Annotated in this window: 20 protein-coding genes; all 20 read right to left on the bottom strand. The window is 42.2% G+C overall.

Annotated elements, in window-relative coordinates; genetic code table 11:
* Position 1: 1 nt before the first annotated feature.
* Positions 2–274: a crAss001_48 related protein gene (locus AC2HW8_RS07315; protein WP_181979532.1), complete on the bottom strand. Its 273-nt coding sequence runs from the start codon at positions 272–274 to the stop codon at positions 2–4.
* A gap of 2 nt (positions 275–276) precedes the next feature.
* The gene (locus tag AC2HW8_RS07310) at positions 277–726 is read right to left on the bottom strand and encodes a phage holin family protein (RefSeq protein WP_117912499.1); all 450 of its coding nucleotides are present in this window, start codon (positions 724–726) and stop codon (positions 277–279) included.
* 3 nt (positions 727–729) lie between these two features.
* Positions 730–978, bottom strand: a complete 249-nt coding sequence (locus AC2HW8_RS07305; protein WP_117912497.1) for a hypothetical protein — start codon at positions 976–978, stop codon at positions 730–732.
* Between the two features lie 20 nt (positions 979–998).
* The gene (locus AC2HW8_RS07300) at positions 999–1,676 is read right to left on the bottom strand and encodes a hypothetical protein (protein WP_303693369.1); all 678 of its coding nucleotides are present in this window, start codon (positions 1,674–1,676) and stop codon (positions 999–1,001) included.
* Positions 1,660–2,865, bottom strand: a complete 1,206-nt coding sequence (locus AC2HW8_RS07295; protein WP_303693370.1) for a hypothetical protein — start codon at positions 2,863–2,865, stop codon at positions 1,660–1,662. The genes AC2HW8_RS07300 and AC2HW8_RS07295 overlap by 17 nt, the downstream gene beginning before the upstream one ends.
* A gap of 16 nt (positions 2,866–2,881) precedes the next feature.
* The gene (locus AC2HW8_RS07290) at positions 2,882–3,283 is read right to left on the bottom strand and encodes a DUF6711 family protein (protein ID WP_117967690.1); all 402 of its coding nucleotides are present in this window, start codon (positions 3,281–3,283) and stop codon (positions 2,882–2,884) included.
* A 13-nt stretch (positions 3,284–3,296) separates the two neighbouring features.
* On the bottom strand, positions 3,297–6,215 hold the full coding sequence (locus AC2HW8_RS07285) for a phage tail protein (protein WP_484327356.1): 2,919 nt from the start codon (positions 6,213–6,215) through the stop codon (positions 3,297–3,299).
* Between the two features lie 124 nt (positions 6,216–6,339).
* Entirely contained in the window at positions 6,340–7,050 is a 711-nt protein-coding gene (locus tag AC2HW8_RS07280; protein WP_303667664.1) for a zinc ribbon domain-containing protein, read from the bottom strand.
* A 105-nt stretch (positions 7,051–7,155) separates the two neighbouring features.
* On the bottom strand, positions 7,156–7,440 hold the full coding sequence (locus AC2HW8_RS07275) for a Gp15 family bacteriophage protein (protein ID WP_181979534.1): 285 nt from the start codon (positions 7,438–7,440) through the stop codon (positions 7,156–7,158).
* Positions 7,441–7,460: 20 nt separating this feature from the next.
* Entirely contained in the window at positions 7,461–7,778 is a 318-nt protein-coding gene (locus AC2HW8_RS07270) for a hypothetical protein (RefSeq protein WP_117912485.1), read from the bottom strand.
* A gap of 22 nt (positions 7,779–7,800) precedes the next feature.
* Complete coding sequence (locus AC2HW8_RS07265) at positions 7,801–8,244, bottom strand: phage tail tube protein (RefSeq protein WP_101028663.1); 444 nt, start codon at positions 8,242–8,244, stop codon at positions 7,801–7,803.
* A gap of 4 nt (positions 8,245–8,248) precedes the next feature.
* Positions 8,249–8,641, bottom strand: coding sequence for a phage tail terminator protein (locus AC2HW8_RS07260; protein ID WP_117882315.1), 393 nt, complete (start codon positions 8,639–8,641; stop codon positions 8,249–8,251).
* Positions 8,638–9,024, bottom strand: a complete 387-nt coding sequence (locus tag AC2HW8_RS07255; protein WP_296642441.1) for a hypothetical protein — start codon at positions 9,022–9,024, stop codon at positions 8,638–8,640. Before AC2HW8_RS07255 ends, AC2HW8_RS07260 begins: the two co-directional genes overlap by 4 nt.
* Complete coding sequence (locus AC2HW8_RS07250) at positions 9,024–9,416, bottom strand: hypothetical protein (RefSeq protein WP_117949272.1); 393 nt, start codon at positions 9,414–9,416, stop codon at positions 9,024–9,026. Before AC2HW8_RS07250 ends, AC2HW8_RS07255 begins: the two co-directional genes overlap by 1 nt.
* A 16-nt stretch (positions 9,417–9,432) precedes the next feature.
* On the bottom strand, positions 9,433–9,762 hold the full coding sequence (locus tag AC2HW8_RS07245) for a head-tail connector protein (RefSeq protein WP_303932402.1): 330 nt from the start codon (positions 9,760–9,762) through the stop codon (positions 9,433–9,435).
* Entirely contained in the window at positions 9,762–10,700 is a 939-nt protein-coding gene (locus AC2HW8_RS07240) for a phage capsid protein (protein WP_484327355.1), read from the bottom strand. The genes AC2HW8_RS07245 and AC2HW8_RS07240 overlap by 1 nt, the downstream gene beginning before the upstream one ends.
* Positions 10,701–10,723: 23 nt before the next feature.
* Positions 10,724–11,314, bottom strand: a complete 591-nt coding sequence (locus AC2HW8_RS07235) for a hypothetical protein (RefSeq protein ID WP_484327354.1) — start codon at positions 11,312–11,314, stop codon at positions 10,724–10,726.
* Positions 11,315–11,453: 139 nt separating this feature from the next.
* The gene (locus tag AC2HW8_RS07230) at positions 11,454–11,645 is read right to left on the bottom strand and encodes a hypothetical protein (RefSeq protein ID WP_484327353.1); all 192 of its coding nucleotides are present in this window, start codon (positions 11,643–11,645) and stop codon (positions 11,454–11,456) included.
* A gap of 156 nt (positions 11,646–11,801) precedes the next feature.
* Positions 11,802–11,990 carry a hypothetical protein gene (locus tag AC2HW8_RS07225; protein WP_117838486.1) on the bottom strand — a complete coding sequence of 63 codons (189 nt, stop codon included), beginning with the start codon at positions 11,988–11,990 and terminating at the stop codon, positions 11,802–11,804.
* Between the two features lie 7 nt (positions 11,991–11,997).
* Positions 11,998–13,716 carry a phage minor capsid protein gene (locus AC2HW8_RS07220; RefSeq protein ID WP_484327352.1) on the bottom strand — a complete coding sequence of 573 codons (1,719 nt, stop codon included), beginning with the start codon at positions 13,714–13,716 and terminating at the stop codon, positions 11,998–12,000.
* Positions 13,717–13,722 lie beyond the last annotated feature (6 nt).

Genomic DNA, 13,722 nt, shown 5'->3' with positions numbered 1-13,722 from the left:
ATTATTCCTCGCTTTCTGCGTATAATTTTTTCAAGTCGATATTTTCCATAACTGCCCTTGCTTCAAGTACGGCTCTGTAATCGCTCATTGCTTTAATTTGCAAGTCATATGTACTGCGTGGGCAAGTCGGAATAAAATTCAGATTCTCTTTATCCCAGTTATCAAGCATTTTCTTTAAGCCGTCGTGGCGGATTGATAACTGCTGATATTCAGCGATAAACCTTTCTTTGTAATCTTCGCTTAACATTTTGTCAACAGTATTAGATAAAACCATAATTACTCCTCGCTTTCATCTGTTTTTACTTCGACTGTTGTCTTTAATCTCTTGACGATTGACACCAAAAATTTCGGCAATGGAATACCGATTTCCGAGAGATTTTCTAAGATTGAAATCAACTCGTTGATGATAAACCAAATCGTAACAATCATGCCGATGCAGTAGTTAATCCGCAGGTCGATTCCGCAGTTGACAAGTGCCGAGCTGATGAGATAATCTGCAACAATTCCGACCGCTACAGCTACGATATAGCCTACCTTTTTGATAATGCCTGTTACACCGACACGGCTGTTAAGCGTGTGACTGATGTATGCCTGCGCCATTCCTGTGATATAGTCGATAATCATTACCGCAATCATCACCGCAAACGGCACAAGCAAGATGTTAAGATATGCGACAATAGCACCACACACCGTGGCAAATAATGCCTGTAAAATGTTTTCTTTCATTGTTTACACCTCGCTTTCTGTCGGCTCGTCAACGGTTGGATTATCACCCCACACCGCCATAACGGCATTGTAATATTCGTCTGACAGCACCGTTTTAAGCTGTTCTCTGCCGGATTCGTCGTTCATATATGCATTGCGGATGTTTCCGCCGACCTGCATTTCTTCACCGTTAAAGGTCAAAAACTGCTGTCTGAGTACCGAAACGCTGTCCCTTGTGAGCATATCCAGTGTGATTTTTTCTTTAAGTTCCATTTTTCATACCTCCGTTATTTTTATATTTTGTAAATCAAAGAAAAGTTTACCTGCTCATCAGCGACGAAATTATAAGCCTGTTTATTGAGTGGAGTAAACTGCAACCAAGCCGATTTATTTACACTTCCTCTGAACATTCCGCCGTTTTTGCTTATGCCGATATCATGAACAATCACATCCGATTTGTTTGAGAAAGGCATATTGAGCAAAGCTATTGTAGATGTTCCGCCTAAAGTTGTTGCGTTCATAATGACGGTGACATTTACAATAACGATATCGCCAATTTTTTCATAAAGGCAAGTTGCAGATTTTATTTTATCAATCTGAGTAGAGTACGGAGTAAGAGTAGCTGTGCCGAGTTCGATATTTGACGAATCGTATTTAGTCGCCAAGGCGGTTTTATCTGCTTTCACAAGCAGAGCGTTGTAAATTGCTCCGCTTGTGAGATAACACGGGCTGTTATTTTTTGGCTCGCTGTCAAACGGCATTGAATCGAGCTTTCGGGCAATACTCTTGTCTGTTTTATCAAGCCTTGCTCCGAGTGAATTTTGACCGCCTCTTGCCGTGGCTATTTCGGTTTCAAGTGCAATTGCTCCGTCTGTTGCCCGTTCAATCCCCTCGTCCATATGGTTGAGGTTATCGGCATTGAGGGGCGGAGCAGAGCCGTTCACAAAGACAATTTTATTGTATTTGTTCATTTTCTTTTACTTCCTTTCCTAATCGTTTTTCGCCCTTTGATGTGAGGGCAGTTATAAATCCGTCCATTTTCTTATTGAACACAAATGTTTCGATTGTCGGCAAATCTTCAAACGGAGTTTTAATTGTGTACTTATCGCCTGCCTCAAGCCACCAATACGAAAACAGCTTAATTTTTGTCGGGCGGTATTTATATACATCACCAAAAAAATTAACAGAATTATATTTTGTGCCGATATCACTTGCTGTTGTTCTGCACCTCATCAAAATGTTATCGGAAACATACCACGAAAAATCGTTACTGTTGCCATACAAAAACGCTTTTTTATCAGCAAACTTAGCACTGTACATACGGATAGGCTCAAGTTCGTAATCTTCAAAGGATAAATCTTTGTACGAATCGATTGTTTCAACGGAAGATTGAGAATACAGCCTTTTAAAACGCATTTTTCCGTCGGCATCTATAACGGCAAAGCTCAAAGTTAACTCTGCATAAGCTTGGATTAAATCTGACAAGGTAATGTCCTTTATAACCTTTTCCACGCAGGTATCATCAAATTTCAGTGGTACACTAAAGACAGATAAGCTCGGCGGTGAAACCCCTGTAATTGCATAATCTTTGGCAAATTCTGCGATTATTGAATAAAAGCTCTTAAAATTATCGTCTTTTTGATAGTGCGCATAACCATAAGCAAAACTGCCGTCCTCGTTCTCTTTGCCTGCAAACCACAAAGACATATCCACCTTTGACATATCATAAAAAGCGTCATAGGCTGTGATTTTGACGATGTTACGCTGTTTTTTATCTCTTTGAGCCGACTGAATTTTACCGTAGAAAACAGGACATTCAACCGTTCCTGTTTCAGCAGGACAAATAAGAGTATCTGACGGGTACAAATCATCTGACGGATACAGCTCTGATTCAAGATATGTTGCCGTTATGATGACCTGTACCGTCTTTCTTATCAAAGCCGAGCAATCATAATCAATGAGTTTCACGCTCATTTCAGAGGCTATGCAACCGCCGAATTTCAATTCTTTTTCAACGATTTCATTTTCAAGTGAAAAGCTGTCAAGCACGATACTTTCGCCGGTTATATCTTCAAAACTACCGTCAGGAGAATGCAGGGCAACGGTGTTGTAAAGTGTGTTCGTTTTCAGCTTATCAGCAATTTCTTTAGATACAAGCATTTTTAAGAATCACCCCTTAATACTCAATCAGCTCAACCGTAATCGGCTGATAGGTTATATCATTCTTTTCAGCATTCATTACGGTATATTCAATATCAGGAATATAAAAATAAGAGGTGTAATAGCTGTTCGTTTCATCGTTCCAATAAGTTACCCTGCACTTTCTCTGTAACTTATTTGCCATTGAGAGGTTGATAATCGACTGAAAATCAATCTTTTCGTCAAGATGAAGAATGTGAGTTGAAAACGAAATTTTTGTTTTGTAATTTGGCAGCGTTGCCCTTTGAAGCGTACCGTTCTGATCTCGTTCCGCAGAAGTTTCAAGTCGCTGATTCGGAGTTGATGAAAATGCGGTAATGTACTTATTCGGCATTATGTTGTTGCCGAATTTAAGCAAATAGCCGTTATAATTTGACATATCATTTCCCCCTTTATGCGAATGCGGATTTACCGTTGTGTCTGCGTCTGTAAAGCTCATCCTGTCTTATCATTTCTTCAAAAAGCGTTGAACCCTCAAGTTCTGCCGTAAACGAATAAGTGTTGCCGCCGTTATTGCGAAAGATAATGAACATTTCATAAATGCGTTTAAGCAGGTCAAGAATTTGTGTGAGAATCACTGTATCCTGACCGCCCGAATTGTCGAGCATACCCTGTAACTTGTTAAGAGGAGAAATAACCTCAGGGTTACCGCTGTTAGCACCTGCGTTATCGCCGACAACCGCAAGTGTCGGAGCTTTAACAATACCGCCTTTTGCAAATTTTCGTGCCGGTGATTCCGTGGGTTCTTCAAATCTCGGAATGAGAGGCGGATTTTCAGGCATTGAAAAACTCCAATCCTGTCCAAAAGCCGCTCCGATAATACCGGCTATTCCGCCGATTGAATTAACAACGCCAGAAACAAAGTTATAAATACCTGTCCACAACGCATTTATGCCGTCAATGATTGCGTTTATAATGAACTTAAACACGGCGCAAATGCCGTCCCAAATGCCTTTGAAGAAGTCGTAGATACCCTGCCATGCTTTGTTCCAATCGCCTGAGAAAACACCTGTAATGAAGTCAATTAGACCGCCGAATGTTTTCTGTATAGAGGTAACCAACCCACCGATAAATGTAAACACATTATCAAACACCCTTTTTACGGCATTGAAAACATTCTGAAATATAGGTCCCCAAAAACTGACAAGCCAGTTTACAAACGGTGACAGGAAGTTATTCCACACGGTTGAAACACAGTCTGCAACCTTGCCGAAGAAGTTTATTGCACCCTCAAAAACAGGCTTCAGCCAGTTTTCCCAAGCTGATTTTACGATTGCTACGATAAAATCCCACGCAGGCTTAATCCATTGATTGTAAACATTCATCAGGGTTGTGCCGATATTGGTAAACATATTGCAGACATTCTGAAAAATCTGCTGTCCGTTGCCGTTCCACCAATTACTGATAATTGTTCCGATATTTCCGAAAATCTGACCGATAAAGTCAAACACATCTGCAAACTGCAATTGTAAATTTTCGAGAAATTCAGTGATTGTTGCACCGTCATTTTCAGTCCATTCAACAAGGCTTTCGGTTGCGATTGAAAACGCACCCGAAACAACTTCGCCGACTGAACCCGCAAAGGTTGTAAGACCGCTTAAAAGATTGGAAATTGATTCTTCCATTTGAGGGCGAACATTGTCAATTGCATTCCCTGCAAGTGTACCGAAATTATCAAAAAAGGTTGAAAGGTTGTTATAGCCGTTTGTAAGATTGTTGCCTATGGTATCGATAAAGCCGATAATCTTTTCCCTGTCTTTTGAGATCCACTTAGCAACACCGCCTGAAATGGTCTGAAACGACTTTCCGCCGATTGTCGCAACCGCTCCGAATGCAGAACCGATTGCCCCGAGTTTTGCAGAACCGACCTTTTGCATTGTGCCGAATGCCTTTTGAACTATGGGAACAGCATTATTAAAAACGGTCTTGCAGTTCTTGCCTATAGCTGACCAATCAACCTTGTTAATACCTTTCTGTACATTCTCGACAAAGCCTTTGAATCCGCTTTTTTCGTATAGATTTTTGAATGCCCCCGAAAGGTTTTTGCTTGTGTCCTTGACAACATTCTTTGCAACAGCTCCGCCTGATGAACCGCCCGATGAGCTTTTTGATGAAGATGTATCTGACTTTGAAGAACTATCGGTACTTGAAAGCACATTCAGCTTGTCAAAGCCCGCTACACTTCTCTTTGCTTTTTCGGAACTTTTCTGAACATTATCAAGTGACTTTGAACTGTCATCTGCTGTATCCGTAAGGCTTTTGGCAGAATCGGACGCAGATTTGATATTGCTTGCGGTGTTATTGCCTGTATCCCAGCCGAAGACCTTTGAAAGCGATTCAACCGCACCTTTGGCATATTCCGTTAAAGTCGCAAGTGCGGAACTCAACCGCTTTACAACCTGAGTTGCCACCTGAAGAATAGGCTGACCGACTACGGCAAGGAGCTGTTTCCAACTTTCTCTGAGGTTGCCTGTTACATTCTCCCAACCGTCTGCTTCACGGCTTGCCTGTCCCATAGCACCCGAAAGCTGATTAGCGTCCTTAACCATTTGCAAAAGCGTGAGCTGTTTCTGCGATTCCGACAAATCCATAAATGACTTGCCATACAACTTATTAGCCGCCGCATTTCGTGTGGTTTCAGTACAGGACAAACCGAGTGCGGCATCATTTTCAAAGTTGCCTTTGAGAAACGATTTCAGGCTTTCTGCGGTGTCTTCAAGCGAACGGTCATAATATGCGGCACTGTCGGCTGTTACCTGCAAAGCCTCCTGCATCATACCCAAAGCACTTGAACTGTCCATACCCGTAGTTTTTGCAAAGGCATAAATGCTTGTGCCGACACCCTGTAATCGGGTTTCAAGAATACCGCTTTGATCGGCAACGCTCTGAATGGCTGATTCTGCCTGCGACTGCATTGTACCGAATGTCTGCTCAAACTGCGAATTTGCCGCATTGACTTCCGCAGCCGATTCAATGCACTGCTGACCGAACTCCTTGATTTTAGCAACAGAAAAAGCGGCAACCACAGCCATTCCTATTTTCTTAAACGAAGATGAAACCGAATTGCTTAACTGCTCACCGCTGCCTTTGATGTTTGAAAACTCTTTCTCGGTTTTCTGAGAAACGCCCTCCGCAACCTTTGAAAAGGACTGTTTCATATCCGTGCTTACATTTTCAAAATCTTTTGAAAGACTTGAAAACGCCGAATCAAACTTTTTTGTAATTGAATCGGAAATCTTATGCAATGTTTTGGAAATATCATCACCTGTAAGCCTGACATCAAGCTCAATTTCACCCGCCTTTGTCGCCATATTCACCACTTCCTTTCATTTTAGATTCTTTAAAAACAGGCATAAAAACAGCGCACACCGCTATGATGTACGCTAATAAAATTTTGCAAAAGAACAGCCACCCCATTTGGAGTGGCTTTTTGTTTTAGTTGTTGAGTTCGTAGTATTTGATGTCGATTTTCGGAAGTGACACATTGTTGCCCATTACGGTTTCATATGTATAGTCGCCGTCACAAGTTCCCCAGAATGTGATTACATCATCTTCAAGGAGTTTGTCCGCACCGTCAGGAATTTCTACAGTTGCGTAGATTGTATCAGTCCACAATGGTTCATCAAGATACTCATTTTCTTCTTTGGTTATATTGATTCTCAGGTCAACCGAATCGCCCCAGCCTTCCTGAACCTGAATAATCTGACCTTCAAACTTGTAGTCATTACCTTTGTACTTGTCAGGGTTTCTTGAAAGAGTTTTAAAGTCGACTGTTTTGCAACCGTCTTTAAATTCTTTTTCAACCTTCTTCGGGTCTTTAGTAGGCTTTTCTGTTGCAACTTCTTTTGTGGTCGGTGCTTCTGTCGCTTTTTCAGTTGTTTTTTCTGAACTCTGATTTGCAACAGTAGTTTCCTGCTTTGATTTGTTTGAACCGCTGTTACCGTTAATTGCACCGTTTACACCGCCAACAATCATAATAGCAACAACGATAATAACCCAAAAATACCAACGCTTGTAAATTTTCTTCTTCGCATTTACAGGATTTACGGTTGCCGAGGTTGAATCGTTTCCGCCAAAGCCTGCACCGCACTTGTCGCAAAATTTTGCATCGTCCTTTAATTCGTTTCCGCAATGTGGACATTTCATAAACATACACTCTCCTTAATAAATTTGTTAGTGTATGTTACATTTTATCACTATATATTAACATTGTCAAGAATTTTGTAGATACAGCGAAAATTATGTACAAATTTACAGATTAGCGAAGAAGTTTTGAAATTCTGCAAGAACGGTGTTCATATCTTCGTCTGAATAGTGCTTTACATTCCTTGACCGCCATTTGTTGCGGATTTTATGCTGTGACGAAGTAAAGTTTTTCAAGACTTCTTTGTCGGTTTCAAGGCGAATTTGAACCGTTCTTGCAAGCGGTGTTTCGGGTCCTAAGCCTTGCAGAAGTGAGCAGAACTCATTCCAACTCATTTTAGCAAAATCCTTTGAATAAATGCTGACCCCGTACTCCGAGCGAAAGCTCGACACGATTAAATCAAAGTCATCAATCAGGTCGTAGCCGGGGTCTGAGCTTCCCCCTCGTCAGTCAAATCGCCTGTTGCAATTTTGGCAGATTCGCTGATAAGGGCGTTGAAATCGTGCATATTCAGCTTTAACTTTTCAATCTTTTCTCTCTCGGATTCATCAAAAAGAAGATGATACATTTCGATAACATCTTTACTTTTACCGTTGCCGTCCTCAAAAAGTGCCGCAACTTTGAGCATTGAAACTGCGTCATTGTTGATTGCAAGGTCAACATTTTTAACTCTGACACTCGGCTTTTCCTCAAAATTAAGCTTGTCTGTAATATCAATTAACTTTGACATAATCGTTCATTCCTTTCGTTTTTTAAGCGGCTGCTGTATATACGGGTTTGCCGTTTGACATAACTTCAAATTCAAGCGGAGCAACACCCGTGCTTGCGCCTGCACCGTTTGATGTAACGGATACAACTGCATTTTTAAAGAGGACGGTTGCACCGTTAGGGAAGGTCCACATAAACGAAACTTCTGTCTTTCTGCCGTTTTCAAATGCAAGGGCGGCAATCTGGTCATTGCCTGCGTCACCGATTGTACGCTTGCCCTTTACCGAAATTGTGATTGACTTTGCTGTCATAAGCCTTGACTTCCAGCCCTCGTTTTCAAAGGCTGTCCATTCCTCGACACCGTTGTCAAATGCAACAGAAAATTCTTCGCAGTTAGCAATATTTGTCGTGGCGGATTCTGTTCCTGCCTTGCCAACCGCAAACTGATTTTCATAGCACGGGAATACTCCCGATTCAACTTTTGCCATAAAATTACTTCCTTTCGTAATAAAATTTAACTTCAATGACCTGCTCATACACACCCTTGTCGTCTGTTCCCACATCAACGGGTTCTTCCGTGAGCAGTTCGATTATATAGATTTTGTGTTCCTTAATTTCAACATTTTTAATGCCGTAAAGCGTTTCGTAAAGTCTGCGTGCAAACTCCTCGGTTTCTCTTGCGTTGTCGGTGTAATGGATAAGCAAAGACACGCTTATTGTATCGTAGGTGCTTTCACCGCCGATTGCCCTTGTGGGTGTTCCCGACTGCTTTAATGAATACACACCGATGGACCTGTCCTGCTTGTTGTCAAGCTTGCCGATGTAATAATGCTCGGCTGAGGTAACGCTTTTGAGCCAATCTCTGATGTCCGATAAGTAAATCAAAGTCCTGTATTTCTCCTATATATTTTAGTGAATGTTTGACTGCAAAAATTCTGCCGTGTACCGCCCTCAAGCCACGGTGAGAACCATTTACCGCCGGCGGCAATGTTTTCCTTACGGCTGAAATTATACTCGGGATGAAAATACAACCGTCTTGCATACGGAGTATCTGACACAATTTTAACTATCCCCTTTGCACTTTGTGAATAATCAACAGCGGTACTATCGTCTTGAAGTATGCTTGTATCAAACGGCATTACCTGCTTGTTTTTCACCCGTGTAAGAAGTGCGTCACCTGTCTGTTCAAGAGCCTGTTGCTTTGCCCTATCAAGCTGTTTTACAACAGGCATATTGAGTTTGATTTTTGATGATACCGAAAATCCCATTAAATCACATCCAATTCCGTAAAATTAACTTTGCCGTCGGGGTTGCGGTGTTTTGTACCCTGTACGATGTTTCGTTTTACGCCGTCAAGGATTACAAAGCCACCGCTTAAAGTGGGGCTGTCGGGAGCAATGTCGCCGTCAAAAAGCAAGACAGCCGACACCTGAACAATTTTCTGCTCTTTGGTATAGACCGTCTTTGCCTTTGACTGCATATTACACAAGGCAGAGCCACCGTGCAGGGTTGCTGACGGGTACAAGCTGTCGGAGGGATACAGATTTTTGCATTCAAACACGGTCAGGGGTGCTCCGTCTTCGGTAACACCCTCACCGTAGATTGTGACCTCGACAGGAGTTTTGCAGAACTGCTTTTTTACAAGTGACGGAAATTTCACGGTTTTCACGCACCTTTCAGATTGCAGGATAACAAAGTCCTGTTGATTTTAGCAACGCATAGAGGTCGGCAGGAATTGCCACTCCGCTGATACACATTAAGTTCCAGCTTACGCCAAATTCCATTGATGTGCCGTTGATTGAATAGCTTTTCAGGTAGGAAGAAATCATATCGGCATTTTCTTCTTCAAAAGCAGTAAGTCTGCTATGCACTCTGCCGATGATTCTCTTCTGCATTTCCGAAAGTTTTTCAAAATCAATGCGGTTAAAAGTCAGAACATCAATGTGTTCGGCAGAGATAATACTGTTTTCATCTCCGCCCTGATGTTCAATGTAATCAGCATACATTACGCAACCGCCGTTGTGTCAACATCGGCATAAATGCTGTCAATTTTGCCGTCCTTGCCGTTCGGGAATACGAATGTGTCGGAAAGTGAACGGTTCTGATAGAGCCAGCCGTCACCCTCTGTGTGTGAGCCGGGAGCAAAGAAGTAAATGCTTGAAATCTTCGGAACAGTCTTGCAGGTTTCACCGCAGGCAACAAGAACATTGATTTTGTGAGCGCCTGTTGCAGGCTCAAAACCGCCGTCATCGGGGTTAAAGTTGAAATTATCGTAGAAACGCTCATCGTCAATAACCTCGATGATAGGGCAACCGTCAATCTCGGTCACTCTTGTTTCAATGCCGATACCGCCCTCTGCAATCTGTGTAAGCTCAATCTTGCGAGTGAACTCTGTTGACTGTTCAAGGCAGTCCATAATGTGAGATGTCACATAGGCAACAAGTGTGCCTCTTGCCTTGTATCTGCGGAGCTTGCCGGCAGAGAGAATTGTTTTGAGCTTTGAATAAGCGTTCTCCTTAGTCCACTCCGATGTCTTTGTTGAAGAATGGTAGCCGTCTGTTGCCTGAGCCTTTGCTGCAACCTTTGAGAAGAAAAGTGCGTCTGTTTCGGGAGCAACCTGTGTCTGTTCAAATGTCTTTGAAATATTCTCAACCTTTGCGGTTGCGTTAGTTTCATCAACATCTGCCTTGTCAACGAGAAACTCAATATCACGGTCGTGTTCGCAGGTGAACGGAACATCTGTCTGAATATATTTGCCCTTGTTCCAACCGCCGTTGCGATTGTGGTTCTTAAAGCCTGATGTACTCATCTGTGTGAAGTGGAAAGTTCTTGCGCCAACCCACTTTACATTTGAAGTGATGAACGGTGATGTAAGTGTGCCCTGAACGAGAATTTCGAGCAGATCAGGGCTGAACTGCTCGGCATAGTTATTTGTGTTTGCCATGATTTTTTCAATCCTTTCTTTGGTTAAATATTAAATCTGTTCCATTTTTTGGTAGGAACATTTGCCTTTGGTTTTGTACCGTCCGATGTACCGTTGCCGTCACCGCCGATTTTCTTAACTCCTGTGCCGTTCTCGGCAGGTTTGCCCTTGAGTGCGGGAATATCGTCAAGCACCTTTTTAACAGCCTCTGTCAGCTTTTCCGCATTGACCTTGCCGTCTGTCACAGCCTTTGAAAAGTCTGCAATTTTAAGCACATACGGAACGGTTGCAATGTCAACGCCCTGTTTTACGGCTTCGAGGGTTGCCGACTGGTTGACTTCTGCCATAAGCTTTGCGTTGTTTGCCGATTCAACTTCCGACTGCATTTTTGCTAAGTCGGGAGTGTTCTCGGCTTTCTGCTTTTTAAAAGCACCGATAGCCTCTTTCATCTCATCGGCTGACAATCCCTGCTCCTTAAAATAAGACTTCAAAACGGTGTCCTCTGTCACGCTTTGTTTGCCTGTAATAAGGCTTGCGAGCTTGTCGTAATCAAAGGCAGGAGCGTTTTCCTGTGGAGTTCCCTGCGGTGCAGGTGTCGATTCATTGGGGGTTGGTGTTGGATTTGGTTCTGCCATTTTTTCATATCCTTTCAGTTTTTCGGGTGTCTCCCGTAATCAGTTTATAGAGTGTCTCTCTGTTTCAGTTTTGCACGGTGTCTCCCGTAGTTTAATGTCTTCGGACAATAAAAAAGCACCTTACATATTCGTAAAGTGCTTAATCTGCTTTTTCTGTTTTAACTGCTTTGGCTCTCGGCTTTTTGGGAGTGTCAGGCTTGACCTCTTCTGCAAAACCGCCGTCAATGAGTTCCTTTGCTCTCTGCTCGGAGCATTCAAAAACTTCATTCACAGGTCGGGTTACATAGCCGTTCTGCCTGTCATTAAATGCTGTTGTTACTCTGATTTTCATTCTGTCACCACCTTTCTAAACCGGTCGAAATCGACGGGTTTAAATGCAAAAAGCACCCTATAATCAACATTGCTGTCGATTATAAAATGCTCAATTCGTAATTTTATGCTGTTTTTGTGAATTGCATATAACAAAACCGCCCTTTTTACGGAGCGGTTAGATTATGCCACTATCTTTTAGATATTGCATTTTTTGTTTTTCTCTAAGCTTACTGTAAAGTGCTTCAGCATCTTTAGCTTCTTGTGGAGCATCTTCACGCAAAGTGACATTTAAACCATTTGTTACAAGGTACGGCTTAAACGCATTCCATAGAGATTTTTGTTCTTCAGTTTGTATCAATCTCATACTATCATCACCCTAAAAGTTTGCTGACTCTGTACTCGTTATACACTTCATCCATAGCTTTATCTTTTAAGCATTCAAAAGCATACTCACTTATATCCTCTATATTATAACCGTTATTTATCAATTTTTCAACCTTTGGAGCATAAATTTTATTAAGGTAATCGCAATATTCAAAATAATCGTTAATACCTCCGAATTTTGCTCTGTAACTTTTAGCGTCTTGCCAATGAATCAGTTCGTGAAGAATTGTACTCAATCCGTCTTGCGGACAAGCCAAGTTTTCTTGTAAATCTGACAAATCACTTGTTGAAAAGTATGCTGAATTGACATTTAGAACATTCTGCATTGGCATATATGAAGCAATAGCATTTACTCGCATTTCTTCGGGAGAGATAATACAAATATCAGGTTTTCCGCTTGTTTCAACCTCTCCGAGCATATCAAACGCTTTTCTCACTTGCATATCAAAATCATGAAGTTCTTTTCGTTTTAGCTTTACCTTATCTGAAATATAAACATTATCACACAATGTATTTGCCTTGCGGGTATCAATTGTAATTGTTTTGCCCTCAATTTTGCGTTCAAAAGTTTTTGATATATCTTCCTTAAAAACAGGTCTGTAATATTTTTGTTCATCAGTCTTCAAAGAAAATTGTTTTGCCTTTTCTTCAAGCATATCAGCCCTATCGTGCCACTCATCGGCTCGGGTTTGGGCAATGCGTTTATTGTCCTCGTCAAGACTGTATTCGGCACGGCGGTCAAAGCGTTGCGCCTGCCGTTCTGCGTACTGCTGTTTTTCTTCAAGCCGTTCTCTACAGTCCATTTCTGCCTCTTCTTCGGGGGTGACAGGTTCGAGTGTCGTTATTTCCTCGTAATATGTACTTGTGCTGTCCTTACATCTCGGATGAAACAAACCGTTCTTGATTGCGGTTGAGAGAAGCGGATAGTTTCCGTCTGACTTTTTGCCGTTTGAATAAACATCGTCAATAAACACCTTGCCGATATATTTTGCACAATCGGGGCAACCGCCCTGTCTTGAGTTCACAACAACGAGGGATACTCCCCATTCGGCTCGCTTTTCGCCCTCACCACGCAGATAGGCTCTTTTGTTGGCTGTTTTAACCGCCATATCCGCATAATCCGAGAGCGTATGCCTTGCACCGTTTTTGTACTCCACACAATTCAGTCCTGCGTTGAGCATATCTTTACACGCCATATCAACGGCTTTTTCGTATGTAACCGCACCCGTGTTCATTGCAACCTGTGCGTTAAAAATCGCCTTGCGGTACTTGTCGTTGCTCATACGCAAAACCGCCGTTTCTGCCCTCTTTAAATCGTCTGTGGTCGATTTTATGAGTGCGTCAAGTTTACGGTCATTCACCTTAAAAAACTCGGCTGTGCTGTGTGCTGACGGCTTTTTCGGGGCTTTGAAACCGTCCTTAACAGCTTCAAGAATTTCTGCCTCCTGACTTGCATTTCCGTCAGCTTTGGCGGTGCGAATCATCTCTTCAACCTTGCTGTTAATGGTTTTGAAACGCTTGCCGAATTTCTTTGCGTTGTGCTTACGGTACTCTTCAAGACTTTTGAGCTGTTCTGCCTGCCATTGTGTCCAGTTGTAACCCTCTTTGGTTTCTTCGGCTCTGTGACGGCTGAAATTGCGCATCATGCTGTCGATAAACTCGTTTTCAATTCTCTCAAAAGCCTCTTTAATGTTGTAATCACTCATTGCTTA

This window comes from Ruminococcoides sp. (assembly GCF_057037865.1).
The sequence above is the reverse complement of the archived record's forward strand: the minus strand, read 5'-3'. Positions and strand labels throughout refer to the sequence as shown.